The organism is Actinobaculum suis, assembly GCF_900618115.1.
GTDB lineage: Bacteria > Actinomycetota > Actinomycetes > Actinomycetales > Actinomycetaceae > Actinobaculum > Actinobaculum suis.
On record NZ_UYIO01000001.1, the window covers coordinates 1,990,043 to 2,014,608 of the forward strand.

Below are 24,566 nucleotides of genomic sequence, written 5' to 3' on the forward strand. Positions count from 1 at the left end.
GAGGGCGTTGCTAGACGTTCAGAATCATGCATTCGAACTCATCGCCAGGAGAGACGAGTTCGACTTCCGGTGGGATAATCGCCAGTCCATTGGAGGCGCCCATACCTGAAAGGATAGGCTTATCCACCTGGCCGATGGCTTCAAAGTCGTAGCCCCGATGCGGATCCCCATACACATAAGCCCGCACATAATCTTGTTTTTCGGGTACGGAAAGGAAGCCGCGGGCGGCGCGGGCCCGGATCGAACGCGGTGTTAAGTGCCGGTATCCCGCCATTTTCCGCAAGCACGGACGCACAAAAACTTCGAAAGCAACAAGCGCGGCCACCGGATTGCCAGGCAGGCAGAAGATTGTGGCCCCTTCCGAGCCTTCCCCTAACCGGCCCACCCCGATTTGTGAACCGGGACGCATCGCTACGGCGTCAAACCGCACGTCCCCCAAGGGTTGCAAAACTTCCTTCACGGTATCGTCACCGCCATAAGAAAGCCCGCCCGTGGTGATTACAACATCTGCGCGCAAAAGCTGATCTTGTAGAGCGTCACGCAGTTCATTTTTATCGTCACTGACGGCAGAAACCCGGTAGGCCACGGTGCCAGCATTCTTTGCCGCCGCAGCCAGCGCGTGCGAATTAGCGTCGTAAATCTGCCCGGCGCCCAGCGGCGCGCCAGGTTCCACCAGTTCGTCGCCTATCGAAAGGACGACGACGCGCGGGGCGGGATGTACCGGCACGAGGGAACGCCCGGCCGCTGCAAGCAGCGCAATATGGCGGGAGGAGATACGCGTGCCAGCTTTCAACACCACGGAACCCGCCTCGAAATCTTCAGCCTGCTCGCGCACATTATCGAGCGGGGCCACCCGGTGGCGAACTTCTACCTGTACCTCGCCCTGATCCGTGTACGCCAGCGGTACCACGGCGTCGGCCCCGGAAGGTAGGCGGGCTCCGGAAGCTACCCGCACCGCGGTACCGGGCACGAGAGCCAGCCGGTCCGGGTTCGCCACCCCCAAAACTTCGGTAACGGGAAGCACCACCGGCACTGTAGATGCACCTAAAGTATCATCGGCACGCACCGCATATCCGTCTGTTCCGGCTAGCGCGGCAGGTGGGACGTCAACGGTAGAGCGGACGTCTTCCGCCAGAATCGTGCCGATGGCATCGGCAATATTTACATCGAACCGATCTATCTGGGCGGAAACGCTCAGGCACTCTTCCAGCTGTTGCGCAACCGTTCTCATCCTGCTCCCGTTCTTCCCTGTCTCTTCTAGCCCGCAGGTTTCCTTAGGGCCCCTTTCCGGCGCCCGGCAGCGGCAGAATCCGGTTACCTCTTTCGCGGTGATGTTTCGTTTCCGGGCGGTACCTGCTACCGAGCTCAACTATGCGTAAGCCTACCGGCAAACGCCCGCGCAAGCGCTTTTTCGCGCGCCGCAATGGTCTTCACCTCGGTCTTGCCCGGGGCCGTTCCTGCCTTCGGTTGCTGCGTGTTGCTTACCACCACGTACCACATGCTGGCTCCACCCAATACGCGCCGCATACTCCACCAGCACTCACCGCGGCCGTGCCGCGCGGCCGCGATACCTATTTTTCCTCGTGGCGGTAAGCTTTAGATGCCAATGAGATGGTGCCAAGGTGGCGCCTAAGTTGATACCCGGCTAGCGAAATTGAAAACGCGAACGGGCTTTTACTGCGAGACGGTGAGAAGATTAGGGCATGACACTGCAAAAGATCTCCTATCCGGATGTGTCCACAATGGAACTCCGCGATGCTAAATCGGCTCTCCGCGCAAAGGTGCGTGAGGCGCGAGCATCGCGTGGGGCCGCGCGGCTGGCAGAAGCCGAAAAGGGGTTTATCGCGCAGGCCCTAGACTATATCGGCGAATCAAAGGTGATTGCCTCCTATATTTCCGTAAATCAAGAACCGCCGACCTTACAACTCTGTGACGAGATTATTTCTTCCGGCCGGCGCCTGCTGGTGCCGAAGCTCGGCCCCGGTCTTTCCCGCGAATGGGCGTGGTACCAGGGGCGCGAGGACCTATCCGAGCAGGCTCCCGGCCGCCCGCCGGCCCCGAGTGGCACGCCGCTGAGCGCGGAAATCTTGGCGGATGTGGATGTAGTTATTATCCCGGCTCTCCTGGTCAATCACGACGGCGTCCGGCTCGGCCAGGGCGGCGGCTGGTACGACCGCGTACTCAAGCAAGTGCCACGCAATATGCCCGTGGCCGCGATGGTCTTCCCGGAAGAGTTTGTAGATTTCAAACTCCCTCGCGATGAAAACGATATGCCCGTGCACACTGTGATCCTCCCCGACCGTGTGGTCGAACTCTGATGCCATAAGCGGCCGAGCTCTAAGCCAGTGATATAGCTATAGCCAACCCGCGGTATAGCCATAACTACCCCGCGATACAGCCATGGCTAATCTGGGCAAAACAGATAAACGAAAACAATGCAACACCCGGGCGGTGGGGACTAGCAAAGCCAGTCCCCACCGCCCGGGTGTTTTACTAGATACTCCACCACCGCACGCGTTATTTACGAGCGCCCTCACCACATGGCGTAATTAGTAATTACAGGGGTAATTACAGGTTAGTTATCCTTGGTCTCCTACCGGGTATTTGTTCCCGATTGCCCGGCGCGCAGCGCGCAGTATTCGCGCGGGCCTCAGCTATCCTTGTGTATGGTCAAATGTTTTTGAGCCGATTGTGCAGTTGTTTTTGAGCCAGTGGGTGGCTCACTTTTCGTGGGTATGAAAAGGACACTGGCAGGTTCGTGTTCTAGATTCCTGAATGTTGTTTGTTGCGATGTTCAGGAAGGAAAGGAATTTGACCGTACCAGTGTCTGTTCAAAAAGATATCAAAACTCGTCTTGCGCAGGGGCAGAGCCAACGCCGGGTGGCTCGTGAGTTGAATCTGTCGCGTAACACGGTTGCTAAGTATGCGGCAAAGGAAGATTTCTCGCCCAGGCCGAAGATTACAAAGCCACGCTCGAAGATGGAGCCCTATGCCCAGCTCGTGACTAGCTGGTTGGTTCAGGATGAGAAGATGCCACCCAAACAGCGCCACACAATCCAGCGTGTGTGGGAACGTTTGGTGGAAGAAGAAGGATTTACTGGCTCGTATCACAGCGTGATGCGTTGGATACACCGCTATCGGGTAGAGCGTCGCCATTTAGGGCAAGGTTTTAGCGAGTTGGTATGGCAAGCCGGGCAGATGCAGGTTGATTACGGGCAAGCCCGCGCCCTTATTGACGGCACGGAGCAACTTGTTCACGTGTTAGTGGCAACCCTTCCCTATTCCAATGCCAGATTCGCTGTTGCCAGCCCGGCCCAGAACGCTGAATGTGTCTGTGCGGGGCTACGCATGATTTTCGAGCATATCGGCCAGGTCCCAACCCGGTGCGTGTTTGATAACGCGAGTGGGATTGGTGCCAAACACCGTGATGGAACAGTGACGATGACACGTTTATTCGAAGCCTTCGCCACTCATTACGGTATCAAGGTCGCGTTCACTAACCCGTATTCGGGACACGAGAAAGGACACGTGGAAAACGCGGTTGGTTTCCTGCGGCGTAACCTGATGGTTCCCTTGCCACGCGCTCAAAGCCTTGGACAGCTTTCTGCACTGCTCCTCAGCCGGTGCGATAAGCTCTTAGAACGCAATCATTACCGTAAAAACATTCCTATTGGGGAACTGTTTGAAGATGATAAAGCTGCTTGTAGTCACCTTCCCCGGATCGGGTTTGATGCTTGTAGCTGGCAACGCCGCACGGTTGATAAAGTCGGTAATATTCAGGTTGATAACCACATGTATTTGGTAGGATCACAACACGCATTAACTCAGGTTCATGTCGGAATACGTGCTCAAAGCATCGAGATCCTCAACCAAAGCGGACAACGTATTATCGAACACTCGCGCTCTTATAGCACTGATCATGGCACAGTCTTTGACCCGGTCAGCGTGCTACCGAACTTGATCCGCCGGCCGGGAAGTTACCCGCAATCATTACTACGCCCTTTACTCCCGCAAGCCTTAGCCCGCTATCTCGACCATGCCGATAATCCTCGGCGTGCGGCTGTTTTACGGATGATGTACCGAGCATGCCAGATGGCGGACTTCGCTTCCATTGCCTCAAGCGCGGCCGATCTACTTACCCACGAGATAGAGCTAAACCCCGATAATCTCTTCCTCGCTGTCCGTGCCACACTCCAACCACCAACCACGTCAACAAACACGGTCGATCTGACCGCCTATGATGCTTTACTCCCAAGGACTGCCTCATGACAAACGAACTAACTCTTGACCAGATTATGGACCTCACACGGGGCATTCCCCTCACCCGCAACGTCCTGAAAACCGCGCTTGTAACCGCTAGCCCCGAACAGCGCGCGTTTATCGCTGATCTACTCACCGCTGAACACGAGTCCAGAAAACGGGCTAAACAAGACCGGCTCTTACGCCAAGCCAAGTTCCCCGTCCGTAAAACCCTCAACAACTACGACTACTCCATGATCACTTGGCCAACCGGCTGGCAACAAAGCGATCTACTAAGCCTGGACTTCATCACCAATCACCACGACCTCGTCTTCTACGGCGATGTGGGAACCGGGAAAACACACCTTGCAATCGGGCTCGGACACGCTGCCTGCCAGGCCGGGTACACCACCCGGTTCTTCACCGCAGCCTCACTCATCGCTTTCCTCCGCCAAGCCCAGGACAAAGGAACACTCGATGCAGCCATCACCACGATCGGGAAAGCCAAACTAATCATCATCGACGAGTTCGGCTACCTCCCCATCGACATCACCGGAGCCCGCCTCCTATACCAGATCATCGCTAACGCCTACGAAACCCAGTCCATCATCTACACCTCGAACCTTGAGTTTTCCCGCTGGGGAGCAATACTCGGGGACACAAACATGGCCGCCGCTATCATCGACCGCACCGTCCACCACGGACACATCCTCAACTTCGCCGGAACCTCCTGGCGACTAACCCACTCAACCATGAAATAACCCAAAACCACACAAACCAGCCAGTGCACAAACAGCACAAAACACATGCCGAAATGGCTCAAAAACAAGTGCACAAACGGCTCACTTAAACTTGACGAAACACATATCCTGCCCCGGGCCACCAGCTATCGCTATCCTGCCCCGGGCCACCAGCTAATCTCGCGCACACCATTAGCTAGTTCCGCCCGGGCCACCAGCTAGCCTCGCGCGCACCACAGGAATGACTCTTCTTTGCTATACATCACACCCTTGATATGGACCACACGGTGTGCGGGGCCGCGGCCGAGTAGGATTTCTATCCGGTAGACCGGTTAGTACGCGTACTCGCCTGTCTTTTAGCAGCTTTCATTTCTGGAGGATTAATGCCTACATATTCTTATCGGTGTGCCCATTGCGGCCACGAATTTGACACCCACCAATCGATGCACGACGCTCCCCTCACGGAGTGCCCGAGCTGCGGGCTCCCGCAATTGCACAAAATCTTGGGCCGCGGCCAGTCGATTATTTTCAAGGGCTCTGGTTTTTACCACAACGATTCCCGTTCTGCCTCCAGTAGCTCTGCTTCCAGCAACTCTGCTTCGGCAAGCTAAAAGCACTGTCGCGGGCAGGTAGTGCCCCTTGTGTGGCAAGTTTCCACAGCCCGGCTCGCGTCCTGTGTCTCCACAGGGTGGCCGGATTGGCCAGCTTTACGTCTTCGGCTTTCTTAGTCTCGAGGCATGGTCAATCTGCATGCCACCCTGTGGAGATTTCGTTATATCCTCATTGCCGCTACAGCGATTGGGATTCTGGCTTCAATTCTTTCCGCAATCGAGCGCCTGGAGCCGGAAATGGCGGCGGTCGTCGTCGTCAAAAACAGTGTGCCCGCAGGCACGGAGCTTTCTGCGAGCGACCTGGAAATCCGCCTGCTGCCTACCGACGCGCTCCCCGAAGGTAGCCTCACCGAGCCGCGGGAGGCAACTGGCCAGGTAGTAGCTACGAATTTGCCGGCCGGTATGCCGCTGGCACGGAGCACACTTTTAGGCGAAGAATTTTTAGCTACTGCCGGTTCCGGCCAGGCCATAGTTCCCGTCCACGTTGCCATGGATGGTACCGACGCCGTCGCTGTTCCGGGTGCACGTATAGCCCTGTATTCTTTGCCTTCCGGTTATGAGGAGGCGCGAGAGGCGAAGCTAGTTACGGGACATGCGATAGTGGTGGGGCTTGGCGCTACGGATTCTGGCAGCTCCATTTTCCGGGAAGCGGAGAGCACTCGCGTTGTGTTCGTGTCAATTCCGCAGGAGGAGGCGAATGCGGTTTTGGGCTATGGGGCTGTTGCGCCCATGCGAGCCGTGATTATTGACCCTGCCTAAATTGTGCGTTTGGCGCCGCTTCGGCCGTGGCACCGGATAATATTTCTAGCGGGGTTAGACCCATTTCTGCAGGTAGAGCCTTAGTCGCAGGTAAAACTTTATTCGCGGCTAGAGCCTTATGTGCAGGAATTCCACGTCGCCGTTATGGAAAGGCATACTAGTTATGATTGACGGATTCCGTAAATTCATCGCGCGGGGCAATGCGATTGACCTCGCCGTAGGCGTTATCATGGGCGCCGCATTTAGCGCTATCGTCACCTCGCTCACCCAGGATATTTTGATGCCCCTCATTGCTGCTATCTTTGGCCAGCCTGATTTCAAGGGGCAGTTCGTGTTAACCGTGGGGTCGGGGCAACTCCAGTTCGGTAACTTCATCACCGCGTTGATTAACTTCTTCTTGGTTGCCTTTGCCCTGTATTTCTTCGTCGTACTGCCCATTAACAAGGTGAAGGACAGAATGGCGAAAGCAGAGGAAGCGGCTGGAACTGAAGAGAAGCCGGCTGACCCGCAGGTGGTTCTTCTTGAGGAAATCCGCGATGAACTGCGCTCCGCTAACCGTCAGGATTCCTAGGACCATATAGGATCGTAAAAGCAACTAAGCTACGTATTAGCCCGGCATGACTCACCGCGTGCCGAGGCTGTAACTTGTTGATTAACTCGAAAAGCCGTCCTGTTTGCGCAGGGCGGCTTTCGCGTATCTCGGGCCGGTTACCTACGTTTGCGCATCGCCACACATTTCGCGCACCACCCGGACGTTTGTGCACCGCCGCCGCACGTTTCGATCGATTTTGGACATTGATATGTACCAGGCACGGGTAGTCCCGCCCTTGGCCTACCAGCCCTCGTTGAACCCCATTTTTGTGCCGTGCCACTACAGATTTTGCGTCGAGGATTTCCCATCCCACAATCCTCGATTAAAACCGACTCCAAACCCTACTTTCGCCCGAAATAGGAACAAAAAACCCGGGTAAAACCAACACGAAATGGCCAACCAAAAACTCGAGTCAAACCGAATTCAACACCCACCTTTAGGCTTCATAACACCGAAAAACCCCGATAAAACCAACACCATCTGGCCAATACGCCGGTCCATACGCCTCGGCTTACCAGCCCGAGTTAAACCCCATTCTTCCGGTTAAATAAAAAAATGGGGGCCTACCCCGGCCCCCAAACAAAAACCAAAACCACAGGCCAACAGGCCGACCAACCAACAGGCCAACCGACCAGCAGCCACGATTAGCCGACCAACCCGCAGACCAACCAGCAACCAAGCCCGAACAGACTAGCCCGCAGGCCAAACCAAACCCGCAAACCAGCCACAACAAACCCACAAGCCAAACAAGCAGTTAAACAGGGAAAGCGGGAAACACCCCAAAAAGAGTATTCCCGCTAAACCCATAAAAATATTTTTGGCGGCAGCGACCTACTCTCCCACGCCCTCCCGAGCGCAGTACCATCAGCGCAGGCGACCTTAGCTACCGGGTTCGAAATGGAAACCGGGCGTAACCCCACCGCTAAAACCACCGCCAAAAACCAAACACCACCAACCACACAAACACACACAACAAGTACGCGTGTGGCCGTGCTGATCTGGTAGTCAAGAATCGCATAGCAGACACAAACACCAAAACAACCGTAAAAACCATGAAAAACAATCTTTGTAGATGGTCGGTCATTAGTACCAGTCAGCTCCACCCCTCACAAGGCTTCCACCCCCGGCCTATCAACCCCGTAATCCACAGGGGACCTCACCCAAAACAAAATTGGTCGGAGAACTAATCTCGAAGCAAGCTTCCCGCTTAGATGCTTTCAGCGGTTATCCCTCCCGAACATGGCCAACCAGCAATGCCCCTGGCGGAACAACTGGCACACTAGAGGTTCGTCCGTCCCGGTCCTCTCGTACTAGGAACAGCCCTTCTCAATTCTCCTACGCGCGCAGCGGATAGGGACCGAACTGTCTCACGACGTTCTGAACCCAGCTCGCGTACCGCTTTAATGGGCGAACAGCCCAACCCTTGGGACCAACTCCAGCCCCAGGATGCGACGAGCCGACATCGAGGTGCCAAACCATGCCGTCGATATGAACTCTTGGGCAGGATCAGCCTGTTATCCCCGGGGTACCTTTTATCCGATGAGCGACAGCGCTTCCACACGCCACTGCCGGATCACTAGTTCCTACTTACGTACCTGCTCGACACGTCCGTCTCACAGTCAAGCCCCCTTATGCACTTACACTCAACACCTGATTACCAACCAGGCCGAGGGAACCTTTGAACGCCTCCGTTACCATTTAGGAGGCAACCGCCCCAGTTAAACTACCCACCAGGCACTGTCCCGAACCCGGATCACGGGCCACAGTTAGACATCCAACACGACCAGAGTGGTATTTCACCAACGACTCACTGACAACTAGCGCCACCAGATCACAGTCTCCCACCTATCCTACACAAACCGCACCAAACACCAATACCAAGCTATAGTAAAGGTCCCGGGGTCTTTCCGTCCTGCTGCGCGAAACGAGCATCTTTACTCGTACTGCAATTTCACCGAGCTCATGGTCGAGACAGCGGAGAAGTCGTTACGCCATTCGTGCAGGTCGGAACTTACCCGACAAGGAATTTCGCTACCTTAGGATGGTTATAGTTACCACCGCCGTTTACTGGGGCTTAACATCCCAGCCTCACCCCCACAAAGAGGGATCACCAGTCCGATTAACCTTCCAGCACCGGGCAGGCGTCAGTCCGTATACATCACCTTACAGCTTCGCACAGACCTATGTTTTTGATAAACAGTCGCTTCTCCCCAAACTCTGCGACCCCCAACCCCTAGCCACGCAAAGGCAGCTTCAAGGCAAGGGCCCTCCTTCTCCCAAAGTTACGGAGGCATTTTGCCGAGTTCCTTAACCACGATTCACTCGCAAGCCTTAGTATGCTCTACCCAACCACCAGTGTCGGATTACGGTACGGGCAACCCCAAACCTAACGTCGATGCTTTTCTCGGCAGCACAGGCTCACTCTACTTCCCAACCAAAAAAGGTCAGTCACCATCAGGCCTCACCCACACGCTTCCCGGATTTACCAAAGAAACAGGCCACACCCTTAGACGTGCCAAGCCATTAGGCACGCGAAGCTACCACTCTGCGTCACACCCGTTAACACGCTTGCACCACACATCTTGGTTCCCACAAATCCACCACCCAAACCAACCCAAACAAATGGGAAGACCCAAGCAACTTCATGGCAGTTAACATCAACACGCAGCACACTTGACGGTTCAAGGCCGGTACCAGAATATCAACTGGTCACCCATCGACTACGCCTGTCGGCCTCGCCTTAGGACCCGACTAACCCAGGGCGGACAAACCTACCCCTGGAAACCTCAGTCATACGGCCGGCAGGATTCCCACCTGCCAAACGCTACTCATACCTGCATTCTCACTCGCATCCAGTCCACCAGTCATCACCAACCAGCTTCACCCCAAACACGACGCTCCCCTACCAAACAACCCCCACACAAACATAGGGACCATCTTCACGGTTTCGGCGGTGCACTTAAGCCCCGCTACATTGTCGGCGCGGAACCACTAAACCAGTGAGCTATTACGCACTCTTTCAAGGATGGCTGCTTCTAAGCCAACCTCCTGGCTGTCAACGCAACTCCACATCCTTTCCCACTTAGCACACACTTAGGGGCCTTAACCGATGATCTGGGCTGTATCCCTCTCGACAATGGAGCTTATCCCCCACAGTCTCACTGCCCTGCTCGCCTTGCAGCATTCGGAGTTTGGCTGACATCAGTACCCACAACAGGCCATCAACCAACCAGTCGCTCTACCACCACAAAACAACACAAAACGCTGCACCTAAATGCATTTCGGGGAGAACCAGCTATCACGGAGTTTGATTGGCCTTTCACCCCTACCCACAACTCATCCCCCAGGATTGCAACCCTGGTGGGTCCGGACCTCCACACGCTCTTACACGCGCTTCACCCTGGCCATGGGTAGATCACCCCGCTTCGGGTCTAGAACACGCAACTAAACGCCCTATTCAGACTCGCTTTCACTACGGCTACCCAACAAAAGGTTAACCTCGCCACATGCCACTAACTCGCAGGCTCATTCTTCAAAAGGCACGCCATCACCCCCACAAAAAAGGGCTCTGACGGATTGTAGGCGCCCGGTTTCAGGCACTATTTCACTCCCCTCCCGGGGTACTTTTCACCATTCCCTCACGGTACTATCCACTATCGGTCGCAATGGGTATTTAGCCTTACCAAGTGGTCTTGGCAGATTCACACGAGATTCCACGAGCCCCGCGCTACTCGGGCACACACCAACGCAGCCACACCAGTTTCATCTACACGGCTATCACGCACTACGGCAGGCCATCCCAGACCCTTCAACTACCAGCACGGTTTATCACTACGCTCCCCCACGTCGGCAAGGGAAAAGGCACGCCCCACAACCCCCCGCACGCAACACCCGACGGCTATCACACGCACAAGGTTTAGACTCCTCCGCTTTCGCTCGCCACTACTCACAGAATATCTCTTCCAGCAGGTACTAAGATGTTTCACTTCCCCACGTAACCACCCACCACCTATCAATTCAGCAGCAGGCGACCCACAAAAAGCAGGCCAGGTTCCCCCATTCGGACACCCTCGGATCAACGCACGCAAGCCAACTCCCCGAGGCATATCGCAGGCCACCACGTCCTTCTTCGGCCCATCACACCAAGGCATCCACCGAACGCCCTAAAACACCTACAAAAAACTCAACAAAACACAGAAATTACAGAAAAATGCTCGCATCCACTATACGATTCACAACCACCACACCAACACCACACAACCCACACCAAACAAACAATGCGAGCCACGCAGGCAGCACGGGCACAAGTACCCAAGAGCCCAACAGCATGCCAGAAAGAAAAACCCCGATCGCAAAAAACAAACCCCACACAAAAAACAGGACACCAACACAGCACCCCAAGCGCAGGAAACCCCTTAGAAAGGAGGTGATCCAGCCGCACCTTCCGGTACGGCTACCTTGTTACGACTTCGTCCCAATCGCCAACCCCACCTTCGACCGCTCCCCCCAAAAAATGGTTAGGCCACGAGCTTCGGGTGTCGCCAACTTTCGTGACGTGACGGGCGGTGTGTACAAGGCCCGGGAACGTATTCACCGCGGCAATGCTGATCCGCGATTACTAGCGACTCCCACTTCACGAGGTCGAGTTGCAGACCCCGATCCGAACTGAGACCGGCTTTCAGAGATTCGCTCCACCTCACAGTATCGCAACCCACTGTACCGGCCATTGTAGCATGCGTGAAGCCCAAGACATAAGGGGCATGATGATTTGACGTCATCCCCACCTTCCTCCGAGTTAACCCCGGCAGTCTCCCGTGAGTCCCCGGCCAAAACCGCTGGCAACACAAGACAAGGGTTGCGCTCGTTGCGGGACTTAACCCAACATCTCACGACACGAGCTGACGACAACCATGCACCACCTGTACACCACCAAAAAAGCTACCCCATCTCTGGAATATCGCAATGTATGTCAAGCCTTGGTAAGGTTCTTCGCGTTGCATCGAATTAATCCGCATGCTCCGCCGCTTGTGCGGGCCCCCGTCAATTCCTTTGAGTTTTAGCCTTGCGGCCGTACTCCCCAGGCGGGGAACTTAAAGCGTTAGCTACGGCGCAGAACCCCGGAAAAGGACCCCACACCTAGTTCCCAACGTTTACAGCATGGACTACCAGGGTATCTAATCCTGTTCGCTACCCACGCTTTCGCTCCTCAGCGTCAGTAATGGCCCAGTGACCTGCCTTCGCCATCGGTATTCCTCCAGATATCTGCGCATTCCACCGCTACACCTGGAATTCCAGTCACCCCTACCACACTCAAGCCTGCCCGTACCCACTGCACGCGCGAAGTTAAGCCCCGCGTTTTCACAGCAGGCGCAACAAGCCGCCTACAAGCCCTTTACGCCCAATAATTCCGGACAACGCTCGCGCCCTACGTATTACCGCGGCTGCTGGCACGTAGTTAGCCGGCGCTTATTCAGCACATACCCTCAACCCACCCCAAGTGCGAGCCTTGTTCTGCACCAAAAGAAGTTTACAACCCGAAAGCCTTCATCCCCCACGCGGCGTCGCTGCATCAAGCTTCCGCCCATTGTGCAATATCCCCCACTGCTGCCTCCCGTAGGAGTCTGGGCCGTATCTCAGTCCCAATGTGGCCGACCACCCTCTCAGGCCGGCTACCCGTCAACGCCTTGGTAGGCCATCACCCCACCAACAAACTGATAGGCCGCGAGCCCATCCCCAACCGAAAAAACTTTCCAACCACCCCCATGCGAGGACAGAAGAATATGCAGTATTAGACCCAGTTTCCCAAGCTTATCCCACAGTTGAGGGCAGGTTACCCACGTATTACTCACCCGTTCGCCACTCGAGCACTCCAATCAAAAAAGAAAGAAGCCTTTCCGTTCGACTTGCATGTGTTAAGCACGCCGCCAGCGTTCGTCCTGAGCCAGGATCAAACTCTCCACAAAAAACAAAATGCAAAGAGCCCAAAACGACTCCAAAAAAAACAACCACACCCAAAAACCAACCCAAAAAAGAGCCAGCCCCCAAGGCGCAGCCAAAAAACAACCACACCCACCACCAACCAAAAAAGGCCAACAGCAAGGCACAGTCAAAAAACACACCAACACAACAACACCAACCACACCCCAAAACAACCCCAAAAAGGCCATCCCAGAACTGCAGCCAGCACTGCCACATCAGCAACAATCAAAATCAATCAAACTGGCACACTATCAAGCACCCAAACACCACACCCACACCCCACAAAACCAACACCCAAAACAAGGCACCAGCCCCACAAGGAGAGCGACCAGCAGTCTAACAACCAAACAAACAAAAGTCAAACCCAAACCAAACAAGACCCAAGCCCAACCTCTGCCCGCCAGCCAAAACCACCAGCAAACAACCACCAACCAGAACCAAAACCCCAGGAACAAGCCAAAAAACCAGCCCACCCGAAGCAACAACCCCAACCGGCGACAGCAGAAAACAATACCCACCCCACCCCAAAAACACAAACCAAAACCCCAGTGACACCAAACACACACCCACAAAACCCCACCAACACAACAAAACCCAAACCAAAAACAACTTGCAGCGAACGCCTAGCGGGCTTGTATCGTCCGACCACCGGTTGGACGCATGTAACTCGCCTCGCAAAACCCGCCCTCGCGCAAAATAAACCCCGCAAGCGCACTTGGCTCGCGGGGTTTTCCCTTTCGTATGTAGTTATAAGTTCTGTTCGCAGCTCAGGCATCGCTAGCGTGCAGCTTTGGCTCCAACTCAGCAGTTTTGGTTCCAATTCACTGGGTCAAGCTGTAGCCCTACCCTGCTGGGTCCAGCTATAGCCCGGCCCAGCAGCACTCGAGCTTTAGTTAGAACAGCGCTCTAGCAAGCTTTTTTCGCGCTTCGGCCACAATCGGCTGGTCGGCACCAACTACTTCGAAAAGTTCGAGCAAACGCTTACGCAGCTTCTCGCGTTCATCTCCCGAGGTTTCGGCGATGGTTGCAATCAACCGGTCGAAGGCCAAATCCGGCCGCCCGGAAGCGGTTTCGATATCTGCGGCTTGCAGCTGGATCTCTGGGTCTGCGGCACCTTTCTCATCCGCCTGTGCCAAGACTTCTTCGCGGTTTACTCCCGCAGTGCGCTGCACCAAATCCACCTGGGCTAGCCCAATCTTGGCAGCTTCGTTATCTGGCATCACGTTGAGGGATTCTCGGAATTCGGCTTCCGCCGTCGTCAGATCACCGCTTTGTAGGGCGGCGGCTCCGGCAAGATAGTGCTCTTCCAGTTCTCCTGCGGTTTCCCCGGTCTGCTGGGAATCCCCGGAAATCCGGCCTCCGATCCCCGCCTGCCGGGCAAGTTCTAGCACCTGATCGATAACCGCAGTGAGCTGCTCATCATTCGGTTCGCCCTGGAACAGCGGGACGATGGAACGCCCGCCGATTAGCGCGTAACCGGAAGGCGCCCCGGAAACCTGGAAGGCCGCCATGAGTTCGGTCTCAGTTTGTGCGTTGGCTACCGCAATTTGGAACCGACCCCCGCGTTTCTTCGTTTCCGCTTCGAGTTTCTGGCCCGTAGACCCCGGAAGCCCATCCATGGTGAAAAGCACGATAACCGGGACCGTCAACGACTGTTGCATCACCGACTGCAAGGTGGCGGCGGTGAGGTGCACGGTGTAGTCGGCTGCCTGGGCCGGTTCGCTCTCTTGCTTCTGGGCTTCCGCGATGCCCGAAAGATCCATTCCGCCATACAACGATTCACTCATGCAATTTTCCCCTCACTCAAAATTTGCTTATCCGCACGCGGGGTGTACTTCGTGTACCAACCCAACATCATTACTATCGTGCGCGAATCTGCCTGGTCTGGGCAGATTTTCGCCCGGTAGCCGAAGTTTTTACGCCGCGGGCGCTCCGTTCTCCACCGAAGTCACCAACGGTTGCGAAGCTGCAATCACAGAAATCACCGGGTTTTCTGTCCCCTCAGGCGGAATCCGGAAAGCCAATTGCGCCGAGAAGTTCACGCGCATTTCCCCATCTACCGCAATCGATTGTCCCGGCTGCCCGGTAGCCGCCGCGGTAATGCGCTGATCTTCGAGCGTGATCTTCGCACCCTCTTTGGTGATCTTAATATTCATCGTGTAGTTGATCGGAACCACCGTTAGCGCACCGCCTTCGGCATCGCGCAACGCCATCGGCGCCACCTTGCTGGGTGCGAAGGAATAGCTCGCTTCCCCGCTTCCTTCAAAGGCCGTGCGCAAGGACTCTAGTTCGGTATTAATACCGGCCCGGAACGTATCCGGGGTGTCTGGACTGTCCGCGGAAGCCGCAATTTTGAGCCCCTGTGAATCTCCAAAGGTCAAAAGATTCGCGTAAGCGGATGCAACTTGTTGCGGACTTGCCACGAGCCCGGCACCGTCGTCGGGAGCGATTACCTCGGCACCTTGCGAACCTGCAGGTAGTGCGGGAATTGTGGCACCGGGCATGATCGACATGCTGGACCAAACGCCCCAGTTTTCGCGCGCGCTAGGTTGCGTGTACACGGTCACTACCGGGAGTGAAGAATCTGCGGGTGGTTGCATAGCGACGACGGCGTACCGCGGGAAACCGTCAGCCCGGGAAACAGCCGATACTTTGTCGGACTGCGGTTCGGAAGACAGCGCCGGCAAGTTATAAGCATCCTTCAGAACGTTCTTGACCCGGTACCGGGCTTCGCGGTCCTCTCGGAAAGGACTATAGGCGCGAGTGGCCAAGAGTTTGGCGTCGAGTTTTTCATCGGCCGCAGCAAGAGTTTCGTTGATGGAAGTACGTACTTCCGCAAAATGCGTTTCGCTCAGGGCCGCGCGTTCGGGTTTCACAACCGGTTGGGGTTGGGGAATCTCCGCCTGTTTGCTGCAACCCGTTAACCCCAGCAGCCCGGCACAGAGCACTGCAATTATCTTGCGCATTTACTTTGCCTCCTCGCCTTCGCCAACGTCCATGCCAGCACCGCGACCGCCGGCTCTGCCGCTGTTACCAGCTCCTCCGTTACCGAAGGTTCCACCGGCGCTAGCGGCACTATCTGCACTACCGGGGCTAGCGGTACTACCGGGACCGCCACCCCAAATGCTCCACCAGTTTTTGCTCGTATTTTCGTCGATATGCACGTCGATTTCCTGCGGTGAATGCGCGCTGGCGCCGCTGTACTGTGCTGCCACGCCGGCTTCGCCTGCTGCGCGGCGGCCGCTAATGGCACGCTGCTTGCCGGTGGCGGAAAGGGCTCCGGTACTCCACCCAGATTGATCCCACGCCGCGGCTTCCCAACCATCTTGACTCGTAGTTCCCGGGCGAGGTGTACGAGCGCCGCGGTATCCACCCGCATTATTTGGTTTGGCTGCTTCGCGCTCTGACCAGCGATTTGCCCGGATCTTCGGCAATTCACCGGTGAGATAGCCGCCCGGAGTTTCACCGGCCGCATGTGAAGGTTTGCGCGCTTCGTCAGCGGAGCTAGCTGATCCTGCTATCCCGGCCGAGGCCGCAGAAAGGGCGCTAGCAGCTGAGCGGGCACTGGCCGCAGACCGGGCTGTAGCTGCCGACCCAGCGCTAACCGCCGACCCGGCGCTTGGGGTATGCCCTGCGCTAGCAGCAGACCGGGCACTTGGGGCCGAGCTGGCGCTCGCCGCCGAACGCGCGCTAGCCGCAGACCGGGCGCTAGCGGCAGACCGGGCGCTAGCAGCAGAGCGGGCACTGGCCGCAGACCGAGCACTTGGAGCCGAATAGGCCGCATCACCTGAAAGTGCGGAAGGGGCCGAAGGTACAGAAAGTGCGGAAGGGGCGGACGGGGCCGAAGGCGCCGTGCCGCCGGAGAGCCTCACCTCACGCCTGCGTAGTTCCTCGGCGCGGGGGCTGGCGGGAAGTACACCGGCGCCGAGCATCTGCCCGGTTTCTGCGGCAAGTTTTTCACGGTTTCCTGCTTCACCCTGATCAGCTGCGGCCCCAGGCTTCGTGCCCTGCTCATTTGCGGTACCACGTTCATTCGCGGTACCACGTTCATTCGCGGCACCAAATATTTCAGTTTTTTCACTCGCGCGGGAACGCTTTTGGGCAAGCGATGCTGCCCGGCCGCGTCGTGTCGTTTCATCGCGGCGCGTTTCTTGCCATTCCAACACGAGCAACAAGGCCCCGACCAAAGTCGCGAGCAAACCAATAAGAATAATGACGAGGGAATTGTCATGCCCGGTATCGAGCTTCCACAGGAGCTTTACCTTCGGAATGGAGCCATCCGAAGTGGAAGCGATCAGCGATTCTGCACCGGTCGCCGTCGTCGTATAACTCACCTCAACGGTGCCCTCACCGGTTTCTTTAGAGAACCACATATCCGAATCGGTAACGCGGAGCGCCGGCTCTTTCGCGGCAGCATCCTGATCGGCGGATTCGTTCTGGCCTTCCGCGGCGCCTTCGGACCCCTCACCGGCGGAATCGCCGCTATCTGCGGTCGCGGCCTTCTCATCCGTGCCTTCGGAAATTTCCGTGGCCAGCGCGGTGCCGTCTTCGGTGAAGCCGGTGATCTTTTCTACGCGCAGACCTTCCGTGTAGGCCTCAACGTCGTCAGAAAAACCGAAGCCTACGTACACTTCAACGCCAGGCTCAGCAGAAACCCGCACGTCAACCACGTTTCCACCCATGTCGAGCACGCCGGGAGCGGTCGCGACAACGCCGGTACCCGTAGCGGCTGCCTCGCCTGCGATTTCGCGCGGCGGCTTCCACACCGTCGCCGCTAGTAAGCCCCATATCAAAATGACGACGCCGATAACGCCGAGGGCAATCCCGCCGTTCTTCCTCATTCTTCCCCTTCCACCGCCGCGGTGGTCCAATCCGAGCCCGAGCCCACCAAAAAGCAAACCCGAGCCGGGCAATCCGTCTCGCTCCCAGTTAGTGCAGTCTGCGGGGCATTCGCAGCGGTCTTCGCCTGCTTTGCCTTCCGCAACCGGTGTGACCTGCAAGTTCGCGAAAATCTCGCAATCTCTACAGTCTTCACTGTATTCCATGAACGGCCCGGCACGTGCAGAATCTGCGAACACGTGCCGGGCCGCCGCCACTTACGCTATTTTTCCTTAGCACCGCCAGCTTGCTGGGCCCGACCGTCCGCTTTACTCGCACCGCCGGCTTTACCGGATTCCGCCTTAGCGGCATCGCCGCCCCCGGCCGGTACGCCCAACTCGCTCTCAGTTTTCCCCATCTGTTCCGCGGCCGCGGCAGCTTCCTTTGCCCGCGATTCGCCGTTATCCACAATGTCAGAAAGCGCCAGGGGAACATTTGAGGCAGCGAGCAAGGTCCGCACGTCTTCCAAATACGAGGTGAGCGCCGATTTTTGTTCTTCCAAACCGGCCACGTACTGATCCGCGCTGAGCTTTGCTTCCCGGGCTGCTTGTTCGGCTGCTGCCCGCACCCGGCCGGCTTCTTCCCGCGCTTCTGCTAATAGTTGCGCGGCTTCTTCCCGCGCCGCATTGACGGTGTTCGTTGCTTCTTCCGTGGAACTTTCCGTGAGCGCATTGGCCCGGCGGGTGGCCTCGGCCAAGCGGACTTCGGCTTCCGCGGCCCGCTCCTCCGAGTCTTTCACCGCCGCTTCAATCTTTCCGCGCGAATCCGCATCATCGGCGGCCCGCCGCGCCGCGGCGTCGTCGCGCAACTGTGCCACTTCACGTTCCGCTTGCGCACGCAAGTGGGCCACCGCTTCTTCGGTACTACTGCGCAACTCGGTAGTTTCCTGTTCGGTGCGGGTGCGCAAATCAGCCATTTCGGCTTCGGTTGAGGTGCGCAATTCATCGGTTTCCGCTTTGGTTTTAGCGCGGAGCTCCGCGGTTTCCCGCGCGGCTTTTTCCCGCGCGGCATTAGTTTCGGCGGTCACCTGGGCACGCAGCTCGGTAGTCTCCCGTTCTGCCGTTTCGCGTAATTCATTCGTCTCCGCGGTTACCTTTGCGCGCAGTTCCGTAGTTTCAGCTTCGGTCTGCTGCCGCAAAGCGTTAGCCGCTTCCGCGGCCTCCCGGGTAAGCTTTTCCGCTTCTGCTTTGGCGGTGGCACGCAACTGGGCGACCTCCTGTTCCGCGGCGGCCTTCTGCGCGGCGATTTCTTCCGCGGCGGTGGTCCGATCTTGCGTAATTTCTTTATCGGCACTGGCGCGTTCTTGTTCCACTGCGTGCCGGGTTTCGGAACGCAAAGCCGAAGTTTCCGCATTTACCTGCGCGCGCAAACGCTCCGCTTCCCGTTCCGCAGAAGCCACCAGTTCTTGGGCGCTACGCTGGGAAGTTTCTTGCGTGCGCTTGGCTTCTGCCTGCGCCGAGGTTTGCAGCTGAGTGGCTTCTTCACGTGCGTCTTCCAGAGTTTGGGTGGCTTCAGCTTGCGCTTGCGTGGAAAGATCATCAGCCTCTGCCTGGGCGCGCGCCAAAATCGCCTCCGCATCCGCATTCGCCCTGGTTACCACGTCCATAGCCTGCTGTTCGGTAGTGCGTAGAAGACGTTCTACACGGGTTCCCAGCCCGGAATATGAAGGCCGCTCGTTTTCCCGAATTTCTTGTTGGGCTTCCGCGAGTTCTCCCGAAAGCCGCAAAATCCGCGCGTCCAGATCCGCAACTTTTGCCCGCACCTGCGCGAGCGAAGTTTGCAACTGGTATACGTATTCATCTACCTGCGCTTTGTCATAGCCGCGCATGACCACAGAGAAGTGAGCACTATCAGTCAATGTGGACCTCCACCTCTTCCAGACCGTCAGTTCCTGAGCGGGTTACCCTCGCCTAAGCCTAACCGCTTCGCGCGCTCCTGCCAGCCCCGGCCCGCCGTTCCTTGATTTTTCACACGACGACGCCGCCTTCGCGCCCCACCTCGCAAGCAATGTGCGTTTTTGCGGGGCCGATTTTCTGCAGCGCATGTCCCTTCGGACTCCTTGTTCCTTCGGATTCCTTTCCCCTTCGGATTCCTTTCCCCTTCGGATTCCTTTCCCCTTCGGATTCCTCGTCCCTTCGTACTCCTTGTTCCTTCGACTACTTAGCTCGGTTTCTTCGACTACTTAGCTTGGCTTCCTCGGGTGCTTGGCTTCCTCAGGTACTTAGCTTGCGCGAAAAGAGTGCTCTTGCGCGAGGCTAGTTTTCTTCCAGCCAAAGTACCTTTTCCCGGGACTAGTTTTTAGCGGTTGCTGCCTGATAGAGCTCACGCAGCAGATCGGCAATTTCGGCGGGCTTTTCACTTGCTGAGAAGTGACTGGCGTCCGCGATTTCCACGAAGCGCGCGCGTTTGGCTCGTTCCTGCATCCGCTCGTACTGGGCGGTGGAAGTGTTCGGGTCGTCTTCGCCGCGAATCAGCATGATCGGAATATCTAAATCGAGGGCCGCCTGACTATCGGGCCGGCCGACCATCATGCGTTGCAGCCAGATAAACATTTCTGCCGGTACTGTTTTGAAATACGCATCAAATTCGGCATGTAATTGCTTCGAACTGGCGCGGGAAAGCATGGTATTCGTCCAGGCCTGCAAAACTGCGTAAGAACCTTCGTGCGCAATCTTTTCGATTGTGCCCAACCGTGGACTTTCGGCTGGTTCGGCTCCAATACCAGAATCAATAATGGCTAGGCCTGCAACTTCTTGCGCATGGCGCAAACTATAAGCCGCTGCCACGGCACCGCCCATAGAAATCCCGGCGATCACGAATCTCTTGCCAGCCAAACCGTAGCCTGCCAAAGTTTCTTCGAGCGCTTGCAAGTACGAATCCATGGCCGGTTCGCTGTGCCCGTATTCGCTATCCAAAGCGGCTCCAGCGGGCGATTCCCCGCATCCAGGAGCGTCCACACAAATTACATCAATATCTGGAAGTAGCTTTACTACCGGTTCCCACATCCGGGAAGTCAGCGGCATCGCGTGTAGCAATACCAGGGGCAGTTCCGTTTGGGGGCCGGTACGCCGCGCTGAAAGTTGAGTCATAAAGCTAGCGTATTCCTGCCCATCGGGATCGGCGCGGGATTGTTCGCTAGCAACTCATTTGCGCCGGCCACGGTGTTCCCAGCAGGAACGATGCCAATGCCGCCGGCTGTCGATTCCGGCTTGAGCGCCCCAGATCGTATCTTCCGTCCAGGCCACAACATTTTGTTCACCTACGGTAATTACGCCATTACAGCCCGGGCACATATAGCGTTTCTTCGCCGTCGTTCGCACAACTTTGTACAACGCCCCATTCGGTCCCTCTTCAAGACTGTGCCCGCCTAGCGCTGCCACGGTATTGAGAGGGCGATGCGGACGTTGCCATTTACTGGTCCTACGTTTCGCCATCTCGCACCTTTCACGTGAGCCCGATTTTATCCCCTCTAGCTGGGATCCTCCTGAATGCCGCTAGGCAAGTAACAGAAACCGCGGAATTAGCATCCGCCGGGGATTAGAAGAGGCGATCTTCGGGATTGTCCAGACCGCGCATTTCGTCGTAATCCAAAATGAGGCATTCGATGCCGCGATCCTCGGCGAGAGTGCGGGCTTGCGGCCGAATTTCCTGCGCCGCGAAAACTCCCCGCACCGGCGTGTGGAGCGGATCTCGTTCCAGTAGATCAAGGTATCTGGTGAGCTGTTCGACGCCGTCTATCTCCCCGCGGCGTTTAATTTCGACCGCGATATAACCCTTATCGCCGTCTTTGACCATGAGGTCTACCGGGCCGATCGCGGTGGGATATTCGCGGCGCACCAAAGTAGCTTCCGGCGAAATGCGATTCACCTGCTCTGCCAAAAGTTTTTGCAGATGCGCTTCCACGCCGTCCTTAATCAGCCCGGGCTCGGGCCCCAGATCGTGCGAAATATCGTCAATCACTCGGTAAATGCGAATAATGAGCCGGTCGTCAGTTTTATCAGACTGCACTTCCCACACGGTTTCCACACCGTCCGCGGCTTCTTCCGCATCGGGTTCGCGCTCTCGCTGCGTATTGGGTGCCACCATCCAGTTGAGGGGTTTGTATGACCCGCCATCGGCGTGCACCAAAACCGAACCGTCATTTTTAAACATGAGCAGACGGAGTGCCGGTTCCAAATGTGCATCGAGGCGGCCCGAATAATCCACCGAGCATTCAGCAAAAACTACACGCATAACGCGCTGAGCCTAGCACTAACTAGCGCCGCGCGCCGCTACCTAGCAAAATTTCACCCGGCCAGCGGCGTACAGGTCCCGCCTCGCTCGTGCCATAAATACCAAGGCTAGATCTCATGAGGCCCACATCGCAGTGGTAGCGCATCGCCCATACGTATTAAAACAATTGCCCATGCGCATTAAAACAATGGCGTGCTGGCGGCTGGCGGGGCACTATCTTCCCAAACCACGAGCGCGTTATAGGTATCAACACCCATGGCCATGAGGTATTCGCGCCCGGTATCTGGGTCTTTGACTTTTACTATGGCCGTGGGTGGATCGGTTTCGTGACGTTTCTGCAATTGACCGGTAAAACCCTGCCGAGGTATTGAAAGCTTGGGTCGGTTAGAAAGGGAGCGGATGGAATACCAGTCCAAAGTTTTTTGCCGGAAGAATACGACGCCGGTTTGCCAGCCGTGCGGCCCGCGTACGGAGCACTGGGAAGAACCCCATGAGGAGAGCAAACGGCGCACCCGTAGCAGGAAGAAGCCAAAGCCTAGCAAAGTAAGTGCCAGCACGATAACGACTGCCCAGGCGAGGGCGGATAAAAGACTTCCGTTCATCTCTCATGCCTTTCTCCACGATCTGTTCCCAAGCTCGGGCTGGGCGTTAACCTAAACGAAGGTCCCACCTAGTCGCAAAACCATCTTATGGCTTGATACTAGGTGGGACCTTTCCGTATGTCTCGATTTTAGGCACGTACGCCGCGGCTATGACGCTTTGCACGCTGCCTTAGCGAATGGTGCTTTAGGCCGCCGAGCTGGCAACTTCATGGGCCGCGTCTACAGCAATAATCACCTGATTATCATCTACCGTGACAAAGCCCTCACCGCAATCAAAGACGTGTTTCGTACCATCCAAGTCCGTTACCCGTACCTGGCCAGCTACTAGCAAAGCCAGGAGCGGCTGGTGGTTCTTAAGGATCCCGGTTTCTCCGGTTTCCGTTGTTACCACCACGGACTCGGCCGTTCCTTCCCACATCCGGCCAGCTTGGGAAACGATATCGACGTGGATCATTACGCGTCCTTCAATTCCTTGGCCCGGCGTTCCAGATCTTCAATACCGCCGATATTGAAGAAGGCCTGTTCAGGGACGTCGTCGTACTTACCTTCGCAAATACGCTTGAATGCTTCGACAGTTTCGTCAACCGGAACCGTCGAACCAGGTACGCCCGTAAACTTCTCCGCCACGTACATGTTCTGGGAGAGGAACTGCTGGATCCGGCGCGCACGCGCTACCGTGACCTTGTCTTCTTCCCCGAGTTCATCTACGCCAAGGATCGAAATGATGTCTTGCAGTTCCTGGTTCTTCTGCAGGATGGACTTCACTTCGGTGGCCACATCGTAGTGCTCCTGGCCCACTACCTGCGGATCCAAGATACGCGAGGTAGAAGTGAGCGGATCCACCGCCGGATAAATACCCATGGATGCAATATCACGCGAAAGCTGCGTGGTGGCATCCAAGTGGGCGAAGGTGGTGGAAGGAGCCGGATCGGTGTAATCATCGGCGGGCACGTAAATTGCCTGCAGGGACGTAATCGAGTGGCCCTTCGTGGAGGTAATCCGTTCCTGGAGCTGCCCCATTTCATCAGCCAAGGTGGGCTGGTAACCCACGGCAGAAGGCATACGACCCAGCAAGGTGGACACCTCGGAACCGGCCTGCGTGAAACGATAAATATTATCGATGAAGAGCAGGACGTCCTGATTAGCTACATCGCGGAAGTATTCCGCCATGGTCAGGCCGGAAAGGGCGATACGTAGACGCACACCCGGCGGTTCGTCCATCTGGCCGAACACTAGTGCCGTCTTATCAAGCACTCCGGCTTCGTCCATTTCGACGATGAGGTCGTTACCTTCACGGGTACGCTCACCCACGCCCGCAAAGACGGATACACCATCGTGGTCAAGGGCCACGCGCTGAATCATTTCCTGAATCAGCACGGTCTTACCCACACCGGCACCACCGAAGAGGCCAATCTTTCCACCCTGGACGTACGGGGTGAGCAGATCGATAACCTTCATTCCGGTTTCGAACATCTTCGTTTCCGCTTCGAGATCCTCAAAGGCTGGCGGGTTGCGGTGGATACCCCACCGTTCCTTCGCTTCGAAGGTTTCGCCTTCCTTCAGGTTCAGCGGCTCCCCGATCACATTGAAAACCTTGCCGAGGGTTTGTTCACCCACCGGCACCGAGATCGGGCCGCCGGTATCGACTACTTCCCCGCCACGGACCAAACCATCCGTTGGCTTCATAGCAATCGTGCGAACGATGTTGTCTCCCAGGTGCTGGGCGACCTCGAGGTAAACCTTTTCTTCCGTAAAGTTCTTACCCGTATCATCGGCCGGCATCTTGACGGTAGTTACCAGCGCGTTATTAAGTTCCGGGAGCGAATCGGAGGGGAATTCGACGTCGACTACCGCGCCGGTCACCTGGCTGATGCGCCCGACTCCCGACGGAGCCTTAGTCTGCTCCGTAATCTGTGCTGTCATACTCTTTCTT

General features: G+C 56.7%; 18 protein-coding genes and 3 rRNA genes. 7 read left to right on the top strand and 14 right to left on the bottom strand.

From position 1 onward, the window contains the following. Positions 1 to 10: 10 nt before the first annotated feature. Complete coding sequence (locus H8274_RS08020; RefSeq protein WP_074663866.1) at positions 11 to 1,231, bottom strand: molybdopterin molybdotransferase MoeA; 1,221 nt, start codon at positions 1,229 to 1,231, stop codon at positions 11 to 13. Between the two features lie 472 nt (positions 1,232 to 1,703). On the opposite strand from H8274_RS08020, the gene H8274_RS08025 reads away from it, so the two are divergent. From H8274_RS08025 to mscL, 6 genes are all read left to right on the top strand, one after another. Continuing rightward, positions 1,704 to 2,318 (top strand): 5-formyltetrahydrofolate cyclo-ligase, encoded by a 615-nt coding sequence (locus H8274_RS08025; RefSeq protein WP_049619255.1) that lies wholly within the window; start codon positions 1,704 to 1,706, stop codon positions 2,316 to 2,318. Positions 2,319 to 2,790: 472 nt separating this feature from the next. Then, the gene (gene istA, locus H8274_RS08030) at positions 2,791 to 4,269 is read left to right on the top strand and encodes an IS21 family transposase (protein ID WP_244924596.1); all 1,479 of its coding nucleotides are present in this window, start codon (positions 2,791 to 2,793) and stop codon (positions 4,267 to 4,269) included. Continuing rightward, positions 4,266 to 5,000 carry an IS21-like element helper ATPase IstB gene (gene istB, locus H8274_RS08035; RefSeq protein WP_244924568.1) on the top strand — a complete coding sequence of 245 codons (735 nt, stop codon included), beginning with the start codon at positions 4,266 to 4,268 and terminating at the stop codon, positions 4,998 to 5,000. The genes istA and istB overlap by 4 nt, the downstream gene beginning before the upstream one ends. Positions 5,001 to 5,362: 362 nt before the next feature. Then, positions 5,363 to 5,590 (top strand): FmdB family zinc ribbon protein, encoded by a 228-nt coding sequence (locus H8274_RS08040; protein ID WP_185934257.1) that lies wholly within the window; start codon positions 5,363 to 5,365, stop codon positions 5,588 to 5,590. 126 nt (positions 5,591 to 5,716) lie between these two features. Next, the gene (locus H8274_RS08045; RefSeq protein WP_185934258.1) at positions 5,717 to 6,349 is read left to right on the top strand and encodes an SAF domain-containing protein; all 633 of its coding nucleotides are present in this window, start codon (positions 5,717 to 5,719) and stop codon (positions 6,347 to 6,349) included. Positions 6,350 to 6,512: 163 nt separating this feature from the next. After that, entirely contained in the window at positions 6,513 to 6,920 is a 408-nt protein-coding gene (gene mscL / locus H8274_RS08050; RefSeq protein WP_049619257.1) for a large conductance mechanosensitive channel protein MscL, read from the top strand. A gap of 839 nt (positions 6,921 to 7,759) precedes the next feature. Here mscL and rrf read toward each other — a convergent pair. From rrf to H8274_RS08065, 3 genes are all read right to left on the bottom strand, one after another. Then, positions 7,760 to 7,877: ribosomal RNA gene (rrf, locus tag H8274_RS08055) — 5S ribosomal RNA — on the bottom strand. A 128-nt stretch (positions 7,878 to 8,005) separates the two neighbouring features. Next, a 23S ribosomal RNA gene (locus tag H8274_RS08060) occupies positions 8,006 to 11,119 on the bottom strand. Positions 11,120 to 11,360: 241 nt separating this feature from the next. After that, positions 11,361 to 12,904 (bottom strand): 16S ribosomal RNA (locus tag H8274_RS08065). The 16S, 23S and 5S rRNA genes sit together here, the layout of an rRNA operon. Positions 12,905 to 12,911: 7 nt before the next feature. Here H8274_RS08065 and H8274_RS08070 point away from each other — a divergent pair. Next, entirely contained in the window at positions 12,912 to 13,472 is a 561-nt protein-coding gene (locus tag H8274_RS08070; protein ID WP_185934259.1) for a hypothetical protein, read from the top strand. Positions 13,473 to 13,813: 341 nt separating this feature from the next. On the opposite strand, the gene H8274_RS08075 is transcribed toward H8274_RS08070, so the two are convergent. The 10 genes from H8274_RS08075 to atpD form a co-directional block, all read right to left on the bottom strand. Further along, on the bottom strand, positions 13,814 to 14,707 hold the full coding sequence (locus H8274_RS08075) for a co-chaperone YbbN (RefSeq protein ID WP_065415004.1): 894 nt from the start codon (positions 14,705 to 14,707) through the stop codon (positions 13,814 to 13,816). Between the two features lie 129 nt (positions 14,708 to 14,836). Continuing rightward, positions 14,837 to 15,886, bottom strand: a complete 1,050-nt coding sequence (locus H8274_RS08080) for a DUF8094 domain-containing protein (RefSeq protein WP_185934260.1) — start codon at positions 15,884 to 15,886, stop codon at positions 14,837 to 14,839. After that, positions 15,887 to 17,761: a hypothetical protein gene (locus H8274_RS08085; protein ID WP_185934261.1), complete on the bottom strand. Its 1,875-nt coding sequence runs from the start codon at positions 17,759 to 17,761 to the stop codon at positions 15,887 to 15,889. 260 nt (positions 17,762 to 18,021) lie between these two features. Further along, complete coding sequence (locus tag H8274_RS08090) at positions 18,022 to 19,656, bottom strand: DivIVA domain-containing protein (protein WP_156181557.1); 1,635 nt, start codon at positions 19,654 to 19,656, stop codon at positions 18,022 to 18,024. A gap of 433 nt (positions 19,657 to 20,089) precedes the next feature. Then, a complete protein-coding gene (locus H8274_RS08095; RefSeq protein ID WP_185934262.1) occupies positions 20,090 to 20,887 on the bottom strand; it encodes an alpha/beta fold hydrolase in 798 nt (265 codons plus the stop codon). A 54-nt stretch (positions 20,888 to 20,941) separates the two neighbouring features. Then, positions 20,942 to 21,232 (bottom strand): ATP/GTP-binding protein, encoded by a 291-nt coding sequence (locus H8274_RS08100; protein WP_065414999.1) that lies wholly within the window; start codon positions 21,230 to 21,232, stop codon positions 20,942 to 20,944. Between the two features lie 103 nt (positions 21,233 to 21,335). Beyond that, positions 21,336 to 22,031: an endonuclease NucS gene (gene nucS / locus H8274_RS08105; protein WP_065414998.1), complete on the bottom strand. Its 696-nt coding sequence runs from the start codon at positions 22,029 to 22,031 to the stop codon at positions 21,336 to 21,338. Between the two features lie 179 nt (positions 22,032 to 22,210). Then, positions 22,211 to 22,633, bottom strand: coding sequence for a DUF2550 family protein (locus H8274_RS08110; RefSeq protein ID WP_049620476.1), 423 nt, complete (start codon positions 22,631 to 22,633; stop codon positions 22,211 to 22,213). Positions 22,634 to 22,817: 184 nt separating this feature from the next. Further along, entirely contained in the window at positions 22,818 to 23,087 is a 270-nt protein-coding gene (locus tag H8274_RS08115) for a F0F1 ATP synthase subunit epsilon (protein WP_049620477.1), read from the bottom strand. Beyond that, positions 23,087 to 24,556: a F0F1 ATP synthase subunit beta gene (atpD, locus tag H8274_RS08120; protein ID WP_065414996.1), complete on the bottom strand. Its 1,470-nt coding sequence runs from the start codon at positions 24,554 to 24,556 to the stop codon at positions 23,087 to 23,089. The genes H8274_RS08115 and atpD overlap by 1 nt, the downstream gene beginning before the upstream one ends. Between the last annotated feature and the right edge of the window lie 10 nt (positions 24,557 to 24,566).